A 17,409-nucleotide genomic window follows, 5' to 3' on the forward strand; every position below is an offset into this window, starting at 1 on the left:
CCGATAATCTGACCCCCGTCAGCAACGCTTTACGAAGGGGCGGAACAGTGGCGGACATCGAGTCGGCACGCAAGGCATTCGAGCACTTCGACCAGAACGGCGACGGCCGGATAACGGCGTCCGAGTACAAGAGCGCGATGGCGCAGCTCGGCGACCCGTTCGTCACCGAGACGGTCGCTCAGGCGATCATCAACACCCACGACGGCAACGGTGACGGCGAGCTCACGTTCGACGAGTTCTGGGCCTCGCAGAACAAGGCCTGAACCGCACCGGCGCGGCAAGCGCCGGTGCGGCGGGGGCGGTCCGGCTACTTCAGGTGGACCGGGCCGTCGGTGGTGAGGGCGGGCCGCTCCTTCGTGCCGACAACCACGATCCTGACCGTGTGCCTGGCGGCCGACGACCAGGACTTCGTCCAGATCGCCTGGCGGTACCACCGGGTCGACTTCAGGTCCACCGTCGCCACCTTCGTACCGTCCGGGCAGACGTACGCCTGCCCGGACACCGAGGCCCGGGGCACCACCCAGGCGACCGAGCGGCCGGTGAACGTCCAGGTCAGGGAGGCGTTCTGGGTGCCGCTCGCATACGACCTGCCGCCGAGGACTTCGGCGGCCAGGTGCCGGACCTCTCGGCCGGACTCCTGGAGGATGACCGGCGTCCCGGTGACCGAGGCGGCCGCGCTGCTGCCCGCGCGGTCGTACGCCGTCATCTTCCAGGCCGTCGCCACGGCGGACTCCGGGGCGACCTCGGTGGCGGCGGCGACCTGCGCGGCCGTGGGCAGCCGGTCACCCTCCTCCAGCGCGCCTGTCCTCAGGGCCTGTTCTGCCCGGCGCACGATCCGGAGACACGCCGGCCGCGGTGTCCGCCGGCTTCCGCGCCGCTCCGGATCTCCGCCGCGGTCAGGCCGAACTCGGCCCTGAGCATCCGGCCCAGATGATCCGGGCCGAGGATTCCCCAGGTGGCGGCGATACCCGCGGCGGTACGGTGCGCGAGTGCCGGGTCGAGGAGGTCACGGCGTACGCGAGTCAGCCGCTCGCGCCGGACCCAGGCGGCAAAGGTGACGTCCTGGCCCCGGAAGAGCTGGTGGAGGTGGCGCGGCGAGATGCCGTGGCGCCGGGCGACGGACTCGACGCAGAGATCCGGGTTCATGAGGTTCGCCCGGACGTAGGCGACGATCCGGTCCACCAGCGGGGTCGCCACCTCGGCGCGCTCCGGCGTGGCTTCGGTGAACGCCGCGACGAGCAGCGACACCAGAGCGTCGCCGAGATGACCACGTGAGGTGGCCGGCATCTCGCCGAGGTGCGCCCCGAGGCCGGCCAGGAACGCGGCGACCACCGCCCCGGTCCCGGAACCCGCGGGCAGCGGAAGGGCGGTGCGCCGGGCCACCAGCTCGGCGTACGGGCCGAGCAGGGTGCGCGGCAGACCGGTCGCGACGACGTCGCAGGCCCCCGGGACGTCGAGGCTGTAGGTCCGGGCCGTGTCGAACGCGACCAGGCTGCCCGGCGCCACCCGGTGCCGACGGTCGCCCTGCGCGACGGTCGCCGTACCGCGCCGGTGCAGCGTCACCATCAGCAGATCGGGATCGCCCGAGGTGATCGACCGCGCGTCGCGGGACACCAGGTGCGGGCTGCTCCGGATTCTCGCGACAGCCAGCGGACCGGCGGCGGCGGACTCCACACGTGCCTCGAACGCCGCGCCGCCGGCCGCGGTCACACGCATCGGGACGAGGGCGGACGAGGCCACCGACTGCAGTTCCTCGGCCCGGCCGAGAGCGACGTGCGAGCGAGCCGTCTCCATCGCTCGACGGTAGCGGCCGGCGGCCGGCCCCGTACAGGACACCGTGCGCGAACCGGCGACCTCCGGTGCGCGAACAGGCGGGGCGCGGGCGGATGTTCGCCCTACCGTCGGACCGAGGCGAAGGATGAAGGGCGGGAAGACGTGGACTACGACGACTACGAGTTCCGGGGGAGCGTTTCTTCCTCGGGCAGGGTGAACGGCTCCTGGCACAGGAGGCCCGACCCTTCCGCGGTGGGGGTGTTCCTGGTGCTGGTCGTGGGGATTCCCCTCTGCCTCGCCGTGTGGTTCATGGCGACACACGGCGTCCTCGGTACCGGCGAGCCCCCGGGACCCTCCTCCGTCCCGTCCGACTACAGGGGGGTCTGGACGGCGAAGGCGGTGATCCCGGGGGAAACCGGCGAGACGGAGGTCCGTGTGAGCGTGCCGACCGCGACGAAGGACGAGTCACGCGTCGAGTTCAGGCATCCGCGGTGCGTGGTCAGGATGAAGGCCGACATCGTCATGGACCACGTCGTCGACTTCTCTCTCAAGGGCATACCGACCGGCCGGTCGGAATGGTGTCAACGCATGGGCCGGGTCGAGCTCAACGGTGACTGGGGCGGGAGCACCTTCGACAAGAAGCTCTCGGACAAGGTGACGCTGACCGTCAGGACGACGAACAGCACGGATGACCGGCACACGTTCGTGGACGCATGGCCCCTCACACGGCTGGCGGACACGGCGAAACCCGTGCGCCCTTCCGAGCGCCGGGCGCTCACCGCACTCCCCAAGGCGTTCCACGGCACATGGCGGGGCCCGGTCACCCCGGGCAGCCACACCGAGAGCCCCCGATTCTCCGTCGTCCTCCGTCTCACCGGAGGAGCGGCCGGCCAACTTGTCGGGACCATCAGCTATCCGGGACTCGGCTGCCGAGGCACCGTCCGGCTCCTCGACACAAAGGCCGACACCGCCACCCGGCTCTCCCTCCAGGAGGTGCTGACCCGTGGCTCCCAGGAGATGTGCGGCGACCACGTCGACCTGGCACTCCCCGAACACATCGACCTGCGCTCGCGAGCCGACGGGAAGCTCGACTTCGAGGTGAGCTCCCTGTACGGCTACGGAGGCGACGGGAAGCCCTCGGGCGCGGCCACTCTGACCAGGCGGCCGTGACCGGGTGCCTGACCGATTCCGTGGGCGGGTAAGGCCCTGACAGCCCTGAGAGATACGAACGCGCTGGTCAGGGCCTACGGCCTCAGCACTCGATGATGTTCACCGCGAGACCGCCGCGCGCGGTCTCCTTGTACTTCACGCTCATGTCCGCGCCCGTCTCCTTCATGGTCTTGATGACCTTGTCCAGGGAGACCTTGTGGCTGCCGTCGCCGCGCAGCGCCATCCTGGCCGCCGTGACCGCCTTCACGGCCGCCATGCCGTTGCGCTCGATACACGGGATCTGGACCAGGCCGCCCACCGGGTCGCAGGTCAGGCCGAGGTTGTGCTCCATGCCGATCTCGGCCGCGTTCTCCACCTGCTCGGCGGAGCCGCCCAGGACCTCGGCGAGGGCGCCCGCTGCCATGGAGCAGGCGGAGCCGACCTCGCCCTGGCAGCCGACCTCGGCGCCGGAGATCGAGGCGTTCTCCTTGAAGAGCATGCCGATGGCTCCGGCGGCCAGCAGGAAGCGGACGACGCTGTCGTCCTTCTCCGCCTCGGTGCAGCCGCCGGCCGCGAAGTTCATGTAGTAGTGCAGGACGGCCGGGATGATGCCCGCGGCGCCGTTCGTCGGGGCGGTCACGACGCGGCCGCCCGCGGCGTTCTCCTCGTTGACGGCCATCGCGTAGAGGGTGATCCACTCCATCGCGTGCGCCTGCGGGTCGCCCTCGGCGCGCAGCTGACGGGCCGTGTTCGCGGCGCGGCGGCGGACCTTCAGGCCGCCGGGCAGGATGCCCTCGCGGGACATGCCGCGCGAGACACAGGCCTGCATGGCGCGCCAGATCTCCAGGAGGCCGGTGCGGATCTCGTCCTCGGTGCGCCAGGCCTTCTCGTTCTCCAGCATCAGGGAGGAGATGGACAGGCCCGTCTCCCGGGCGAGCCGCAGCAGCTCGTCGCCGGTGCGGAAGGGGTGCCTGAGGACGGTGTCGTCCGGGACGATCGGGTTCTCGCCGGCCACCGCGTCCTCGTCGACGACGAAGCCGCCGCCGACCGAGTAGTACGTCTTCTCCAGGAGCGGGGCGCCCTCGTGGTCGTACGCGAGGATCGTCATCCCGTTGGCGTGGTACGGCAGCGCCTTGCGGCGGTGCAGGACCAGCTGCTCGTCGGCGTCGAAGGGGATCTCGTGCATGCCGAGGAGGTTGATGCGCCCCGTGGCGCGGATCGCCTCGACACGGGCGTCTGCGCCCTCCACGTCGACGGTGCGGGGCGACTCGCCCTCCAGGCCGAGCAGGACCGCCTTGGGGGTTCCGTGGCCGTGGCCGGTCGCGCCGAGCGAGCCGTACAGCTCCGCCCGTATCGACGCGGTGTGGGCCAGCAGGCCCTCGTTCTTGAGGCGGCGGGCGAACATGCGGGCCGCGCGCATCGGGCCGACGGTGTGGGAGCTGGACGGGCCGATGCCGACCGAGAAGAGGTCGAAGACCGAGATGGCCACGGGAGTACTCCTAAGGGGTTGGTAGACGCCGTTGTCTGCCGGGTGGTGCGGGACGGGCCGGTGGGCACGAAGAGCGCGGGGACAAGGGTGGGGGCACCGTGCTCACTCTTCAGTGTGCGCGGTGCCCCCACCCGGCGTGCAAACTGCGGGTGACCTACTTGAGGCCGGGGTACAGCGGGAACTTCCCGGCGAGCGCGCTCACGCGGGCCTTGAGGTCGTCGGCGTCGTAGGCCGGCTTGAGCGCGGAGGCGATGATCTCCGCGACCTCGGTGAAGTCCTCGGCCTGGAAGCCACGGGTAGCCAGGGCCGGCGTACCGATCCGGAGACCCGAGGTGACCATCGGGGGCCGCGGGTCGTTCGGGATGGCGTTCCGGTTGACCGTGATGCCCAGCTCGTGGAGCCGGTCCTCGGCCTGCTGGCCGTCCAGCTCGGAGTTGCGCAGGTCGACGAGGACCAGGTGGACGTCCGTGCCGCCGGTCAGGACGGAGACGCCGACCTCGGTGACGTCCGGCTGCACCAGACGCTCGGCGAGGATGCGGGCGCCGTCCAGGGTGCGCTGCTGGCGCTCCTTGAACTCCTCGCCCGCCGCGATCTTGAACGAGACCGCCTTGGCGGCGATCACGTGCTCCAGCGGGCCGCCCTGCTGACCGGGGAAGACCGCGGAGTTGATCTTCTTGGCGAGCTCCTGCGTCGACAGGATCACGCCACCGCGCGGACCGCCGAGGGTCTTGTGCGTGGTGGTCGTGACGACGTGGGCGTGCGGCACCGGGTTCGGGTGCAGCCCCGCGGCGACCAGGCCGGCGAAGTGCGCCATGTCGACCATCAGGTACGCGCCGACCTCGTCCGCGATGCGGCGGAAGGCGGCGAAGTCGAGCTGACGCGGGTACGCGGACCAGCCGGCCACGATCAGCTTCGGCTTGGACTCCTTGGCCAGGCGCTCGACCTCGGCCATGTCCACGACACCGGTGTCGTCGACGTGGTACGGGACCACGTTGTAGAGCTTGCCGGAGAAGTTGATCTTCATGCCGTGGGTCAGGTGACCGCCGTGGGCGAGGTTCAGGCCCATGATCGTGTCGCCCGGCTTCAGCAGCGCGAACATCGCGGCGGCGTTCGCCTGCGCACCGGAGTGCGGCTGGACGTTCGCGGCCTCGGCGCCGAAGAGCGCCTTGATGCGGTCGATGGCGATCTGCTCGACCACGTCGACGTGCTCACAGCCGCCGTAGTAGCGGCGGCCCGGGTAGCCCTCGGCGTACTTGTTGGTGAGGACGGAGCCCTGCGCCTCCATGACCGCGACCGGAGCGAAGTTCTCCGAGGCGATCATCTCGAGGGTGGACTGCTGACGGTGGAGCTCGGCGTCGACGGCGGCGGCGACGTCCGGGTCCAGCTCGTGGAGGGAGGAGTTCAGAAGCGACATCAGGTGGTCCCTTGGGTCTCAGTTACCGGAGAACTCGGTGTACTCGTCGGCGGAGAGAAGGTCCTTCGGCTCCTCCGCGACGCGCACCTTGAACAGCCAGCCGCCCTCGAAGGGAGCGGAGTTCACCAGCGACGGGTCGTCCACGACGTCCTGGTTCGCCGCGGTCACCTCACCGGTCACCGGCGAGTACAGGTCGCTGACCGACTTGGTCGACTCCAGCTCGCCGCAGGTCTCGCCCGCGGTCACCGTGTCGCCGACCTCCGGGAGCTGCGCGTAGACGACGTCCCCGAGCGCGTTGGCCGCGAACTCGGTGATACCGACCGTGGCCACGCCGTCCTCGAGGGCCGACAGCCACTCGTGCTCCTTGCTGTACCGCAGCTGCTGGGGGTTGCTCATGGTCTGAATTCTCCTGTACGCGGGGGAGTGCTGATGAACGGTGGTCTTGCGTGGTGAGACGGGACTACGTCACGTCCCGGGCGAGCGGGACTACTTCTCGCGCTTGTAGAAGGGCAGTGCCACGACCTCGTACGGCTCGTGCGCGCCCCGGATGTCGACGGCGACGCCCTCGGTGCCGGGCGCGGCATACGCCGCGTCCACGTACGCCATGGCGATCGGCCTGCCCAGCGTGGGCGAGGGCGCGCCGGAGGTGACCTCGCCGACGACCTGTCCTGCGGCGACGACGGAGAACCCGGCGCGCGGGACCCTGCGGCCCTCGGCGACCAGGCCGACCAGCTTGCGCGGCGGAGCGGTCTCGGCCCGCTCGGCGGCGGCCTCCAACGCCTCACGCCCGACGAAGTCGCCCTCCTTCTCGAACTTCACGACCCGGCCGAGACCCGCGTCGAACGGGGTCAGCGCGGTGGTCAGCTCGTGCCCGTACAGCGGCATGCCCGCCTCCAGGCGCAGCGTGTCGCGGCAGGAGAGGCCGCACGGGATCAGGCCGTGCGGGGCACCCGCCTCGGTGAGGGCCTTCCACAGCTGCTCCGCGTGCTCGGGGGCGACGAAGAGCTCGAAGCCGTCCTCGCCGGTGTAGCCGGTGCGCGCGATGAGCGCCGGGACGCCGGCGACCGTGCCCGGCAGGCCCGCGTAGTACTTCAGCCCGTCCAGGTCGGCGTCCGTGACCGACTTCAGGATCGCGGGGGACCCGGGTCCCTGGACGGCGAGCAGCGCGTACGCGTCACGGTCGTCCCGGACCTCGGCGTCGAAGGCCCCGGCGCGCCCGACGAGTGTGTCCAGGACGATCTGGGCGTTGCCCGCGTTGGCGACCACCATGTACTCGGTCTCGCCCAGGCGGTAGACGATCAGGTCGTCCAGGATCCCGCCGTCCTCGGCGACGATCATCGTGTAGCGGGCCCGCCCCAGGCCGACGGTGGCGATGTTGCCGACCAGGGCGTAGTTCAGGAAGGCCGCGGCCTGCGGCCCGGTGACGGTGAACTCGCCCATGTGCGACAGGTCGAAGAGACCGGCCCGGGTACGCACGGCGTTGTGCTCGTCGCGCTCGCTGGCGTAGCGCAGGGGCATGTCCCAGCCGGCGAAGTCGGTCATGGTCGCGCCCAGTGAACGGTGCAGCGCGTCGAGGGCGGTGAGACGGGGGGCGGGGGCAGTGCTCATGGATACGGCTCCAGGGCATGACGACAGAGGACGATCCCTCCCCATCTGTCATCGGAACCTGAGAGGTTCGCCGGGACCCCCTGAAAGGGTCCAGGAGGGGGTCTGAACGAGTCAGCCCTTCCAGGGTCGGCTTGCACCTTGGGTGGAGCCGCAGAGCGGCCCGCTTTTCAGATCTGCCTCATCCGCGCGGTACGGGGCCTGAGAGATTCAAGGGAGGAACTTGCTCCTTCGGCGCCCGGTGCACACAGTGACCGGGACTCTCCCGCGCGGATTCAAACGGCCGGTATGGAGTTGGCGGGGTCATCATCGCACGCATTGCGGGAGAGTGGGGTGTCCGGATCCGTACGGGCGGCCCGCGGCCGGAAGGCACCTGCACGGCGGCACGCCCGGCACGACCCGTACGGCCGTAACCGGTTGTGCCGCATTACCTTTTCTTTACACTTCTTGGGCAGGTCAGGTGTGGGTGACTCGGCAGGGGGAGGGCGATGACGTTGCAGCGCTACGTGACAACTACAGGAGCAGCGCGCGGTGCGATGCCCGCACAGCAGGGGGCACCCGCCCGGGAGCTTCCGGGCGCGCACGCCCCGGTGGTGCGTGACCTGCGGGGCCGGGACGGGCACGGCCCGCGCAGCCTGGACTTCGCGGCGGGCGATGTGGTGGTGGTCTCCGGGCTGCCCGGCAGCGGGAAGTCGACGCTGATCCGGCGCGCGGTCCAGGAGCACGCGATCGACTCCCAGGACACCAGGGACCGCTGGGCGGCCTCGCTGCCCGGCTTACTGCCGTACGCCCTGTACCGCCCCCTGGTGCGCGTCGCGCACTACTTCGGGCTGTGGCGGGCGCTGCGCTCCGGCGGATCCGTCGTCGTGCACGACTGCGGTACGCAGGCCTGGGTGCGGCGGTGGCTGGCGCGCGCGGCCCGACGGCGCGCCGGCACCCTGCACCTCGTCCTGCTCGACGTCACCCCGCAGGTGGCCAGGGAGGGCCAGCGGGAGCGCGGCCGCGGGGTCTCGGGCTACGCCTTCGCCCGCCACCGGCGCGCGGTGGGGCGCCTGCTGCGCGACACCGAGGACGGACTGCTGCCGCCGGGCTGCGCCTCCGCGGTGCTCCTCGACCGTGAGGCCGCCGCGGCGATCTCGCTGATCTCGTTTGCAGACGCATAGGCCGAGAATCGCCGTCCGGCTGTCCGGAATCTGGACGGTACGGCGGTCCCGGCCTGCGTCGCCGTCCCTGTCAATGCCGTCCGGGCGCGGCTCGTCTAAGGTTTCTGCCGCACAGCATGGCGAGAAGGGGACACACACACCGTGGACATTCCGGCCCAGGCCCACGTCCATCCGCAGCACGGATGGCCGGCCAACGAGCTCGAAGAAGTGCTCAGCGCCTCCCTCGGTGTGCCCGGGGCCGGCAGCCGGCTCGTCGAGGTGCTCGGCCGCAGCCAGGTCTGGGTCCCCCTCCCGAACGGCGGCGGACCCGACAGCCCCGACCTGGACCTGCCGACGGTCGACATCGACGGCGGTGCCTACGTCCCTGTGTTCAGCTCCGAGGCGCAGTTCCTGCACTGCGTCGGCTCGCACATGTCCTTCGCCGTGGCGCCCGCCCGGGAGTTCGCCCGCGGACTCCCGCCCCAGCTGGGCATCGCGGTCAACCCGGGCGGGGCCGTCGGCGTACCGCTGCCGCCCCCGGCCGTGGCCGAGCTCTGCAGGGCCGGACGCACCCCGCTGGACGGGCCCGGCGGTGGCGGGCGGGTGCGGCTGTACGAGCCGGACTGGAAGGAGGACCCCGTCGACTTCCTCTCCGTGGTGGCCGCCGAATTCCAGGACATCGGCGTGGTGAGCACCGCCCGCCGGGCACTGGCCAGCATCGAGGGCGGCGACCCGGTCCTCTTCGTCGGCGTCGAGTTCGCCACCTGGGACGGCGCCGGGCAGAGCGCCCCGCTGGACGCGATGGGCCGCGCCCTGGGCCGGGTCCAGGCCCCCTGGCCGGTCAATCTCGTCCTGCTCGACGTGACCCAGGACCCCGTGGGCGACTGGATGCTGGACAAGGTCAGGCCGTTCTACCGGCGCGCGGGGCACTGAGCACACGCCGCCCGTGACGTCGAGCCGGTGCCAGAGGCGGCACATAAGCTGGTTTGATGGCGAGGTCGCCCCGTGTGCCCGGGCGCGGCGGAACGACACCGCGAGACAGCGGACAGCGGATCGATGAGGGGCGGGACCCAGGGTGAGTGCGTCAGGCACCGCGGCGGCCGGAAAGGTCGAGCACATGCTGCGGCAGGTGACCCCTGGGCGCCTCGACGCCTACGAGGCGCTGTTGCAGGCGCTGTCCGACGGCCGGATCTGGATGCTGCTCTGGCACGGCACGGCGGGCTCGCCCGACGCCCAGTACGGCAACATGGAGGTCGACGGCCTCGGCTACGCCCCCTGTGTGACCTCCGCCCAGGAGCTCTCGGCCAGCGGCTGGAACAGGGCCCACGAACTGATCACCGGCCGCGACATCGCCCGCGCCCTCTTCCCCGACCGCTGGGGCATCTGGCTCAACCCGCACGCCCCCGGCGGCGGTGTCGGCATCCCCTGGCTCGACCTGCGCCGCATCGCGACGGGTCTCGACCGGATGCCGGCCGGCCCGCTGCGGCTGACGGAACCCGCCATCGAGATCCCGCAGTTCTACGCCCTCCTGTCGCACAACGCCCACCGCACCCCGGCCGTCCGCGCGCTGCGCCGCGCCTGGGTGCAGCCCGCGCTCGGCGCCCCGTACCTCGCGATCGGACTCGACCTCTACGACACCGGCCGGCCCTCCGTCGACTCGGTCCGCGCGATGATGCAGCAGTCGATCGGCGTCGTCCCCGACGGGCTGCCGGTATCCACCGTCTCGATGTCCGACGAATACGATCCGGTCGCGATGTGGCTGCGCACGAACTCCCGGCCGTTCTACGACCGCGAGGCGCACGCCCAGGCGGGCCCGCCGCCCGCCGCCGCTCCCGGGTACGGCTATCCGCCGTCTCAGCTCCACTGAACTGACCCTGATTTCGAACCGGTTAACAAGTACGGGCAGGATGTCCCGTATCTGTCCGCTTTGTTGAGTGTCCGGGTCTCAGGTAGGTATCACCGCTATGCGGACTGTTCTCCGCACTGCTTCGCGAATGTAGTGTTCGGGCCAATCAATGCCTCTCCACACACTGCTGACCTGGGGTGGACCCAACATGCGAATAAACAAGTCCCGAACCGTTCGGGCGATCACGGCGGCCGTGGCCGTCGGTCTGATCGCCACGGGCTGCTCCAGTGAGCGGGACAACGATGCCAAGGACGGGGCGAAGGACACCTTCGTCTTCGCAGGTGCGGGCGACCCCGGGTCCCTGGACCCGGCGCTGGCCAGTGACGGTGAGACCTTCCGGGTCACCCGTCAGGCCTTCGAGGCCCTGCTCGAGCACGAGCCCGGCGGCAGCAAGCTCGTCGGCGGACTGGCCGAGACGTGGGAGAGCGACCCCGCCGGCAAGGTGTGGACGTTCAACCTCCGTAAGAACGTGAAGTTCCACGACGGCGAGGAGTTCAACGCCGCCGCGGTCTGCGCGAACTACGAACACTGGTTCAACTGGGCGGGTACGTACCAGTCCAGCGCGGTCTCGTACTACTGGCAGTCCATCATGGGCGGCTTCGCGAAGAACGAGGACGCCGAGGCGCCGAAGGCGAACTACAAGTCCTGCACCGCGAAGGACGCCAACACGGCGGTCATCGAGGTCAACGAGCCCTCGGCGAACCTGCCCGGCGGCTTCTCCCTGCAGGCCCTGGCGATCCACTCGCCGAAGGCCCTCAAGGAGTACGAGAAGCAGGACGCGACCGCCAAGGGCGACGCGATCACGTACCCCAAGTACAGCCAGGAGGCCGGCACGGTCGCCGGCACCGGCCCGTACAAGATCACCAAGTGGAACAAGAGCAACAAGGAAGTCAGCCTCGAGCGCTTCGACGGCTACTGGGGCGACAAGGCCAAGGTGAAGAACCTGGTCTTCCGCACGATCGACACCGAGGAGGGCCGCCGCCAGGCGCTCCAGGCCGGTGACATCGACGGATTCGACCTGGTCGCACCCGCCGACATCAAGACGCTGGAGGGCGAGGGCTACGAGGTCCCGACCCGTGACGTCTTCAACCTCTTCTACGTGGGCATGACCCAGTCGAAGAACAAGGCGCTGCAGAAGCCCGAGGTCCGTCAGGCCATCGCGCACGCCATCGACCGCGAGAACATCGTCAAGACCCAGCTGCCCGAGGGCGGCAAGGTCGCCACGCAGTTCATGCCCGACACGGTCGCCGGCTACTCGGACAAGGTGAAGGAGTACGCCTTCGACACCGCCAAGGCGAAGCAGCTCCTCAAGGACGCCGGCGAGAGCAAGCTCTCCGTCGAGTTCTGCTACCCGACCGAGGTCACCCGCCCCTACATGCCTGCCCCGCAGGACATGTTCGAGCTGATGAAGGCCGACCTCGAGAAGGCCGGCATCACGGTCGTCCCGAAGGCCATGAAGTGGGCCCCGGACTACCTGGACGCCACCGAGGCCGGCTCCTGCGCCCTGCACATGCTGGGCTGGACCGGTGACTTCAACGACGGCTTCAACTTCATCGGCACCTGGTTCGCCGGCGCCGACAAGCAGTGGGGCTTCAAGGACGCCAAGGTCTTCGACTCGGTGAACGCCGCTTCGAAGGTCGTCGACCCCGCCGGTCGCGTCGACGCCTACAAGAAGGCCAACGAGACCATCATGGAGTACCTGCCGGGTCTCCCGATCTCGTCCTCGCCGCCCGCGATCGCGTTCGCCAAGAACGTCAACCCGCCGAAGGTCTCCCCGCTGACGCAGGAGAACTTCGCCGAGGTCTCCTTCAAGTAACCGCACATCAGTGGGTTCGCCCGGCCACCCCTTCCCGGTGGCCGGGCGGGCCCACTTTTCGACACGTAAGAAAGGGGCACGCGGGGTGCTGCGACTCGTCGTACGAAGACTGCTACAGCTCATACCCACCCTGCTCGGCCTGTCGGTTCTGCTCTTCCTGTGGCTGAACCGGCTGCCCGGCGGACCCGCCTCAGCGATCCTGGGCGAGCGGGCGACCGAAGCCGAAGTGGCGCGCATCAACCGGGCTTTGGGGCTCGACGAGCCGGTCTACGTCCAGTACTGGCGCTTCCTCAAGCGCATCTTCGAGCTGGATCTCGGCACCTCCACCCAGACCGGTCAGCCGGTGTGGGACGAGTTCGTCCTGCGCTTCCCGGCCACTGTGGAACTCAGCGTCGCCGCGATCGTCATCGCGATCCTGGTCGGCATCCCGCTCGGCTACCTCGCCGCCCGCCACCGCGGCGGCTGGCTCGACGTGGCCTCGGTGTCCGGATCGCTGATCGGCATCTGCATCCCCGTGTTCTTCCTCGCGCTGATGCTCAAGGGCATCTTCGCGGTCGAACTGGGCATCTTCCCGAGCTACGGCAGGCTCTCCACCGGTCTCGACGCCACCGACATCACCGGCTTCGCCACCCTGGACGGCCTGCTGACCGGTGAGCTCGACGCGACCTGGGACGCGATCATGCACCTCGTGCTGCCAGCGATCGCCCTCGCGTCCATCCCGCTCGCCGTGATCGTGCGGATGACCAGGGCCAGCGTCCTGGAGGTCCTCGGCGAGGACTACATCCGCACCGCCGAGTCCAAGGGCCTGGAGAAGCGCGTCGTACGCGGCCGTCACGTGCTCCGCAACGCGCTGCTCCCCGTGGTCACCGCGGTCGGCCTGCTGACCGGAAGCCTGCTCTCCGGTGCGGTGCTCACCGAGTCGGTCTTCTCGTTCGGAGGCATCGGCTCCTTCATCCGTACCTCGATCGACGCCCGCGACTACCCGGTTCTGGTCGGGTTCATCCTCTTCATCGCGATGGTGTACGTCCTCATCAACCTGCTGGTCGACGTCGCCTACAGCATCATCGACCCGAGAGTGCGGGTGCACTGACGTGACTGCATTGACCAAGAGGGCCGACAAGATCGACCGGCTCGCCGAGCTGACCCAGCAGACCGAGTCGACCTCCGGCGCGAGCCTGTGGCGCGAGGCGCTGCGGCGGCTGCGGAGCAGCAAGATGGCCATCATCGGCGCGGTCGTCATCGGCCTGTTCGTGGTGATGGCGATCGTGGGACCGTGGATCGCCCCGTACAGCCCCACCGCACAGACCTGGCGCGGCGAAGTCTTCACCAACCAGGGCAAGTTCGTCGGCATGCGCGGCGAGAACTGGTTCGGCCTCGACCACCTGGGCCGTGACCTCTTCTCCCGCATGCTCGTCGGGGCACGCCAGACCCTGCTCGTGGGTGTGGTCTCCATGCTCATCGGCCTGGTCATCGGCGCGGCCGTCGGCGTCCTGTCCGGTGCCGCCGCCACCCTCGGCGGCAGGACCGGTCAGCGGATCGACACCGTGATCATGCGCATCACCGACCTCATGCTGTCGCTGCCCTCGCTGCTGCTCGCGGTCTCCGTCGCGGCGGTCATGGGCCAGTCCCTGACCACCGTGATGATCGCCGTCGGTGTCGTCCAGATCCCCGTCTTCGCCCGTCTGCTGCGTGGCTCGATGCTCGCCCAGGGCGGCGCGGACTACGTCCTGGCGGCCAAGGCGCTCGGCATCCGGAAGAAGCGGATCGTCCTCACACAGATCCTGCCCAACTCGCTGAGCCCGGTGATCGTCCAGGCGACGCTCAGCCTCGCCACCGCGATCATCGAAGCCGCGGCCCTGTCCTACCTCGGCCTCGGAAACCCGGACCCGGCGATCCCGGAGTGGGGCGTCATGCTCTCCCAGGCGCAGCGGTTCTTCGACAACGAGCCGATGATGGCCGCCTACCCGGCCGTCGGGATCATCATCACCGCACTGGGCTTCACCCTGCTCGGCGAGGCCATGCGCGAAGCCCTCGACCCGAAGCTGCGAGGCTGATCTCCCATGGCACTGCTCAATGTTGACCAGCTCAGCGTCACCTTCGGCGGACGCGGCCGCAAGGACTCCGTCGCGGTCGACGGCGTATCCTTCAGCGTCGACCAGGGCCAGGTCGTCGGCCTGGTCGGCGAGTCGGGCTGCGGCAAGTCCGTGACCTCGCTCGCCCTGATGGGCCTGTTGCCCGACAAGGGCGTGAAGGTCGGCGGACGCGTCGAGTTCGACGGCCAGGACCTGCTGACCATCAGCCGGCGCAAACTCCGCGACATGCGCGGCAGCCAGCTGGCGATGATCTTCCAGGACCCGCTGTCCTCGCTGAACCCGGTGATCCCCATCGGCATCCAGGTGACCGAGATCCTCCAGCGCCACCGCGGCCTGAAGGGGGAGGCCGCCCGCAAGGAGGCCGCCCACCTGCTGGACCGGGTCGGCATCCCCGACCCGCGCCGGCGGCTGAAGGAGTACCCGCACCAGCTGTCCGGCGGTATGCGGCAGCGTGCGCTCATCGCCATGGCGGTGGCCTGCGCGCCGCGGCTGCTCATCGCCGACGAGCCGACCACCGCGCTCGACGTGACCATCCAGGCCCAGATCCTGGAACTCCTCAAGGAACTGGTCGACCAGGAGGGCACCGCCCTGCTGATGATCACCCACGACCTCGGGGTCGTCGCCGGCATCTGCGACCAGGTCAACGTCCTGTACGCGGGACGGGCCGTGGAGTCCGCGGACCGGCGTGAGCTGTTCGCCGCGCCCACGCACCCGTACGCGCACGGACTCCTCGGGTCCATCCCGCGGCTGGACGCACCGCGCGGGGAACCGCTCCGCCCGATCCGCGGGTCGATCAACGACAAGATCGCCTGGGCCGACGGCTGCGCCTTCGCGCCCCGCTGCGACTTCTACACGATGGAGTGCCTCACGGGCACTCCCGAACTGACCGAACCACGCACGGCCGGACACCAGGTGCGCTGTGTCAACCCGGTCCTGCCCAAGGCGGAGGTTTCGGCATGAGCCTGCTCGAACTCGACGATGTGAAGGTCCACTTCCCCGTCAAGAAGGGTGTCTTCTTCGACCGCACGGTCGGACACGTGTACGCCGTGGACGGCATCTCGCTGAGCGTCGAGGCCGGACAGACGTACGGGCTCGTGGGCGAGTCGGGCTGCGGCAAGACGACCCTGGGCCGGGCCGTGCTCCGCCTCGTGGACATCACCTCCGGTGAGGTCGTCTTCGACGGCACCGACCTGGCCAAGCTGCCGGACGAGGAGATGCGCAAGTTCCGCCGCCGGCTGCAGATGGTCTTCCAGGACCCGCTCGGCAGCCTCAACCCGCGGCAGAACATCGAGTCGATCCTCTCCGAGGGAATGGCCGCCCACGGGATCGGTGCCGACCGGGCGGACCGCAGGGAGAAGATCAAGGCGATCCTCGCCAAGGTCGGCCTGCCCGCGAACTCGCTGTCCCGCTACCCGCACGAGTTCTCCGGCGGACAGCGCCAGCGCATCGGCATCGCCCGCGCCCTGGTGCTCGAACCGGACGTGATCATCTGCGACGAGCCGGTGTCGGCACTCGACGTGTCGATCCAGGCGCAGGTCATCAACCTGCTGGAGGAACTGCAGGAGTCCCTCGGGCTCACGTATCTCGTCATCGCCCACGACCTCGCCGTCGTCCGGCACATCTCCGACGTCATCGGGGTCATGTACCTGGGCTCCCTGGTCGAGGAGGCACCGAGCGACGCGCTGTACGCCGGGCCGAAGCACCCCTACACCCGGGCGCTCATGTCCGCGGTGCCGGTGCCCGACCCGGAGGTCGAGGACCGGCGGGAGCGGATCCTGCTCCAGGGCGACCTGCCCTCGCCGGCCAACCCGCCGGCGGGCTGCCGGTTCCACACCCGCTGTCCGTGGGTGCAGGACAAGTGCGCTCTCGAACGCCCGGTCCTGACGGACCTGGGCGACGGGCACAAGGTGGCCTGCCACTTCGCGGCCGAGATCGAGGACGGGACGATCGGGCTGACCCGGGCAACCGGTATCGAGGCGGTCGTGGGGACGCCCACCGAGGAGCCGGTCGTTGACACGACGCCGGCTGTGAAGGTGCCCGCGCAGAAGGCACCCGCCGACTCGGTCGCCGTGGTGCCGGTGGCGGAGAAGTCTGCGGAAGCCGAAGGCGAAGCGGAAGCCGGAGTTGCACCGGAGAAGGCGTCCGGGGAGGCATCCGCGCCCGAGGGTGAGGCAGCCGACACCGCCGACGCCGAGGTCGAGGCGGCAGACGCGGCCGACGCCCCGGACGAGACCGAGGACGCGGTCCCGCCCGTGGCCGAGGCCGGCGCCGAAGGGAAGGCCGGCACCGTCTGACGGCCTCCGGGCGACATCGTGGGCACCGGACGTTGTAGAACTGTCCGGTGCTCAACGAACTCTTCACTCCCTCCGTCCAGCATGCGCTCGACCTCGTCGGGATCTTCGTCTTCGCGATCTCGGGCGCTCTGCTCGCCGTACGCAAGAACTTCGATGTCTTCGGCATCGCGGTGCTCGCCGAGGTGACAGCGCTGGGCGGAGGGATTTTCCGCGATGTGATGATCGGGGCGATCCCGCCCGCGGCCTTCACGGATCTCGGCTACTTCCTGACCCCGCTGCTCGCGGCCGGCCTCGTGTTCTTCCTCCACCCGCACGTCGAGCGGATCCAGGTCGGTGTCAACGTCTTCGACGCGGCCGGCCTCGGCCTCTTCTGCGTCGCCGGCACGGTCAAGGCCTACGACTACGGCCTCGGCCTCACCGCCTCGGCCGCCCTCGGGCTGGCCACCGCCGTCGGCGGCGGTGTGCTGCGCGACGTACTCGCCAACGAGGTGCCGTCCCTGCTGCGCTGGGACCGCGACCTGTACGCGGTGCCCGCGATCGTCGGCGCGGTCATGGTGGTGCTCTGTATCCGCTTCGACGCCCTCAACGCCTTCACCAGCGGCACCGCAGTCATCACCGCGTTCGTCCTCCGGCTGCTGGCGATGCGCTTCCACTGGCGGGCTCCGCGCGCCTACAACCGCCGTTCGGCCACGGCCGAGGAATCCCAGGCCGTCATCTGACCGCAACAT

At 70.0% G+C, this 17,409-nt stretch carries 16 protein-coding genes, 1 pseudogene and 1 riboswitch; of the genes and pseudogenes, 11 read left to right on the forward strand and 6 right to left on the reverse strand.

Translation table 11 applies throughout. The annotated features are described in order from the left end of the window. Nucleotides 1-47 precede the first annotated feature (47 nt). Nucleotides 48-263, forward strand: a complete 216-nt coding sequence (locus OG524_RS25710) for an EF-hand domain-containing protein (RefSeq protein WP_405388514.1) — start codon at nt 48-50, stop codon at nt 261-263. Between the two features lie 44 nt (nt 264-307). On the opposite strand, the pseudogene OG524_RS25715 reads toward OG524_RS25710, so the two are convergent. Together OG524_RS25715 and OG524_RS25720 are read right to left on the reverse strand one after the other, a co-directional pair. Beyond that, a pseudogene (locus OG524_RS25715) lies at nt 308-727 on the reverse strand (N-acetylmuramoyl-L-alanine amidase); the annotation flags it as partial. Between the two features lie 80 nt (nt 728-807). Next, entirely contained in the window at nt 808-1,794 is a 987-nt protein-coding gene (locus tag OG524_RS25720) for a helix-turn-helix domain-containing protein (RefSeq protein WP_405811740.1), read from the reverse strand. 141 nt (nt 1,795-1,935) lie between these two features. Between OG524_RS25720 and OG524_RS25725 the strand changes: the two genes are divergently transcribed. After that, nucleotides 1,936-2,943 carry a hypothetical protein gene (locus tag OG524_RS25725; RefSeq protein ID WP_405811741.1) on the forward strand — a complete coding sequence of 336 codons (1,008 nt, stop codon included), beginning with the start codon at nt 1,936-1,938 and terminating at the stop codon, nt 2,941-2,943. Between the two features lie 82 nt (nt 2,944-3,025). On the opposite strand, the gene OG524_RS25730 is transcribed toward OG524_RS25725, so the two are convergent. From OG524_RS25730 to gcvT, 4 genes are all read right to left on the reverse strand, one after another. Further along, nucleotides 3,026-4,411, reverse strand: coding sequence for an L-serine ammonia-lyase (locus OG524_RS25730; RefSeq protein WP_405811742.1), 1,386 nt, complete (start codon nt 4,409-4,411; stop codon nt 3,026-3,028). Nucleotides 4,412-4,565: 154 nt separating this feature from the next. Next, a complete protein-coding gene (glyA, locus tag OG524_RS25735) occupies nt 4,566-5,825 on the reverse strand; it encodes a serine hydroxymethyltransferase (protein ID WP_405388505.1) in 1,260 nt (419 codons plus the stop codon). 18 nt (nt 5,826-5,843) lie between these two features. Next, nucleotides 5,844-6,221 carry a glycine cleavage system protein GcvH gene (gene gcvH, locus OG524_RS25740; protein ID WP_384499685.1) on the reverse strand — a complete coding sequence of 126 codons (378 nt, stop codon included), beginning with the start codon at nt 6,219-6,221 and terminating at the stop codon, nt 5,844-5,846. A gap of 90 nt (nt 6,222-6,311) precedes the next feature. After that, a complete protein-coding gene (gcvT, locus tag OG524_RS25745; RefSeq protein WP_405388504.1) occupies nt 6,312-7,433 on the reverse strand; it encodes a glycine cleavage system aminomethyltransferase GcvT in 1,122 nt (373 codons plus the stop codon). A gap of 177 nt (nt 7,434-7,610) precedes the next feature. Beyond that, nucleotides 7,611-7,708: riboswitch (glycine riboswitch) on the reverse strand. A gap of 210 nt (nt 7,709-7,918) precedes the next feature. Between gcvT and OG524_RS25750 the strand changes: the two genes are divergently transcribed. The 9 genes from OG524_RS25750 (at nt 7,919) to OG524_RS25790 (ending at nt 17,400) form a co-directional block, all read left to right on the forward strand. Next, complete coding sequence (locus OG524_RS25750) at nt 7,919-8,593, forward strand: AAA family ATPase (protein ID WP_405388503.1); 675 nt, start codon at nt 7,919-7,921, stop codon at nt 8,591-8,593. 141 nt (nt 8,594-8,734) lie between these two features. Beyond that, a complete protein-coding gene (locus OG524_RS25755; RefSeq protein ID WP_405388502.1) occupies nt 8,735-9,505 on the forward strand; it encodes an enhanced serine sensitivity protein SseB in 771 nt (256 codons plus the stop codon). A gap of 142 nt (nt 9,506-9,647) precedes the next feature. Continuing rightward, nucleotides 9,648-10,439, forward strand: a complete 792-nt coding sequence (locus tag OG524_RS25760; RefSeq protein ID WP_405388501.1) for an enhanced serine sensitivity protein SseB C-terminal domain-containing protein — start codon at nt 9,648-9,650, stop codon at nt 10,437-10,439. A 187-nt stretch (nt 10,440-10,626) separates the two neighbouring features. Beyond that, nucleotides 10,627-12,294, forward strand: a complete 1,668-nt coding sequence (locus OG524_RS25765) for an ABC transporter substrate-binding protein (protein ID WP_405388500.1) — start codon at nt 10,627-10,629, stop codon at nt 12,292-12,294. 85 nt (nt 12,295-12,379) lie between these two features. Then, nucleotides 12,380-13,384 (forward strand): ABC transporter permease, encoded by a 1,005-nt coding sequence (locus OG524_RS25770; RefSeq protein ID WP_405388499.1) that lies wholly within the window; start codon nt 12,380-12,382, stop codon nt 13,382-13,384. 1 nt (nt 13,385) lies between these two features. Continuing rightward, nucleotides 13,386-14,348 carry an ABC transporter permease gene (locus OG524_RS25775; RefSeq protein WP_405811743.1) on the forward strand — a complete coding sequence of 321 codons (963 nt, stop codon included), beginning with the start codon at nt 13,386-13,388 and terminating at the stop codon, nt 14,346-14,348. Between the two features lie 6 nt (nt 14,349-14,354). Beyond that, nucleotides 14,355-15,347 carry an ABC transporter ATP-binding protein gene (locus tag OG524_RS25780; RefSeq protein WP_405388497.1) on the forward strand — a complete coding sequence of 331 codons (993 nt, stop codon included), beginning with the start codon at nt 14,355-14,357 and terminating at the stop codon, nt 15,345-15,347. Further along, on the forward strand, nt 15,344-16,681 hold the full coding sequence (locus OG524_RS25785; protein ID WP_405388496.1) for an ABC transporter ATP-binding protein: 1,338 nt from the start codon (nt 15,344-15,346) through the stop codon (nt 16,679-16,681). Before OG524_RS25780 ends, OG524_RS25785 begins: the two co-directional genes overlap by 4 nt. A 47-nt stretch (nt 16,682-16,728) precedes the next feature. Next, on the forward strand, nt 16,729-17,400 hold the full coding sequence (locus OG524_RS25790) for a trimeric intracellular cation channel family protein (RefSeq protein ID WP_405388495.1): 672 nt from the start codon (nt 16,729-16,731) through the stop codon (nt 17,398-17,400). Nucleotides 17,401-17,409: the final 9 nt, after the last annotated feature.

The organism is Streptomyces sp. NBC_01520 (genome assembly GCF_045040375.1).
GTDB lineage: Bacteria > Actinomycetota > Actinomycetes > Streptomycetales > Streptomycetaceae > Streptomyces.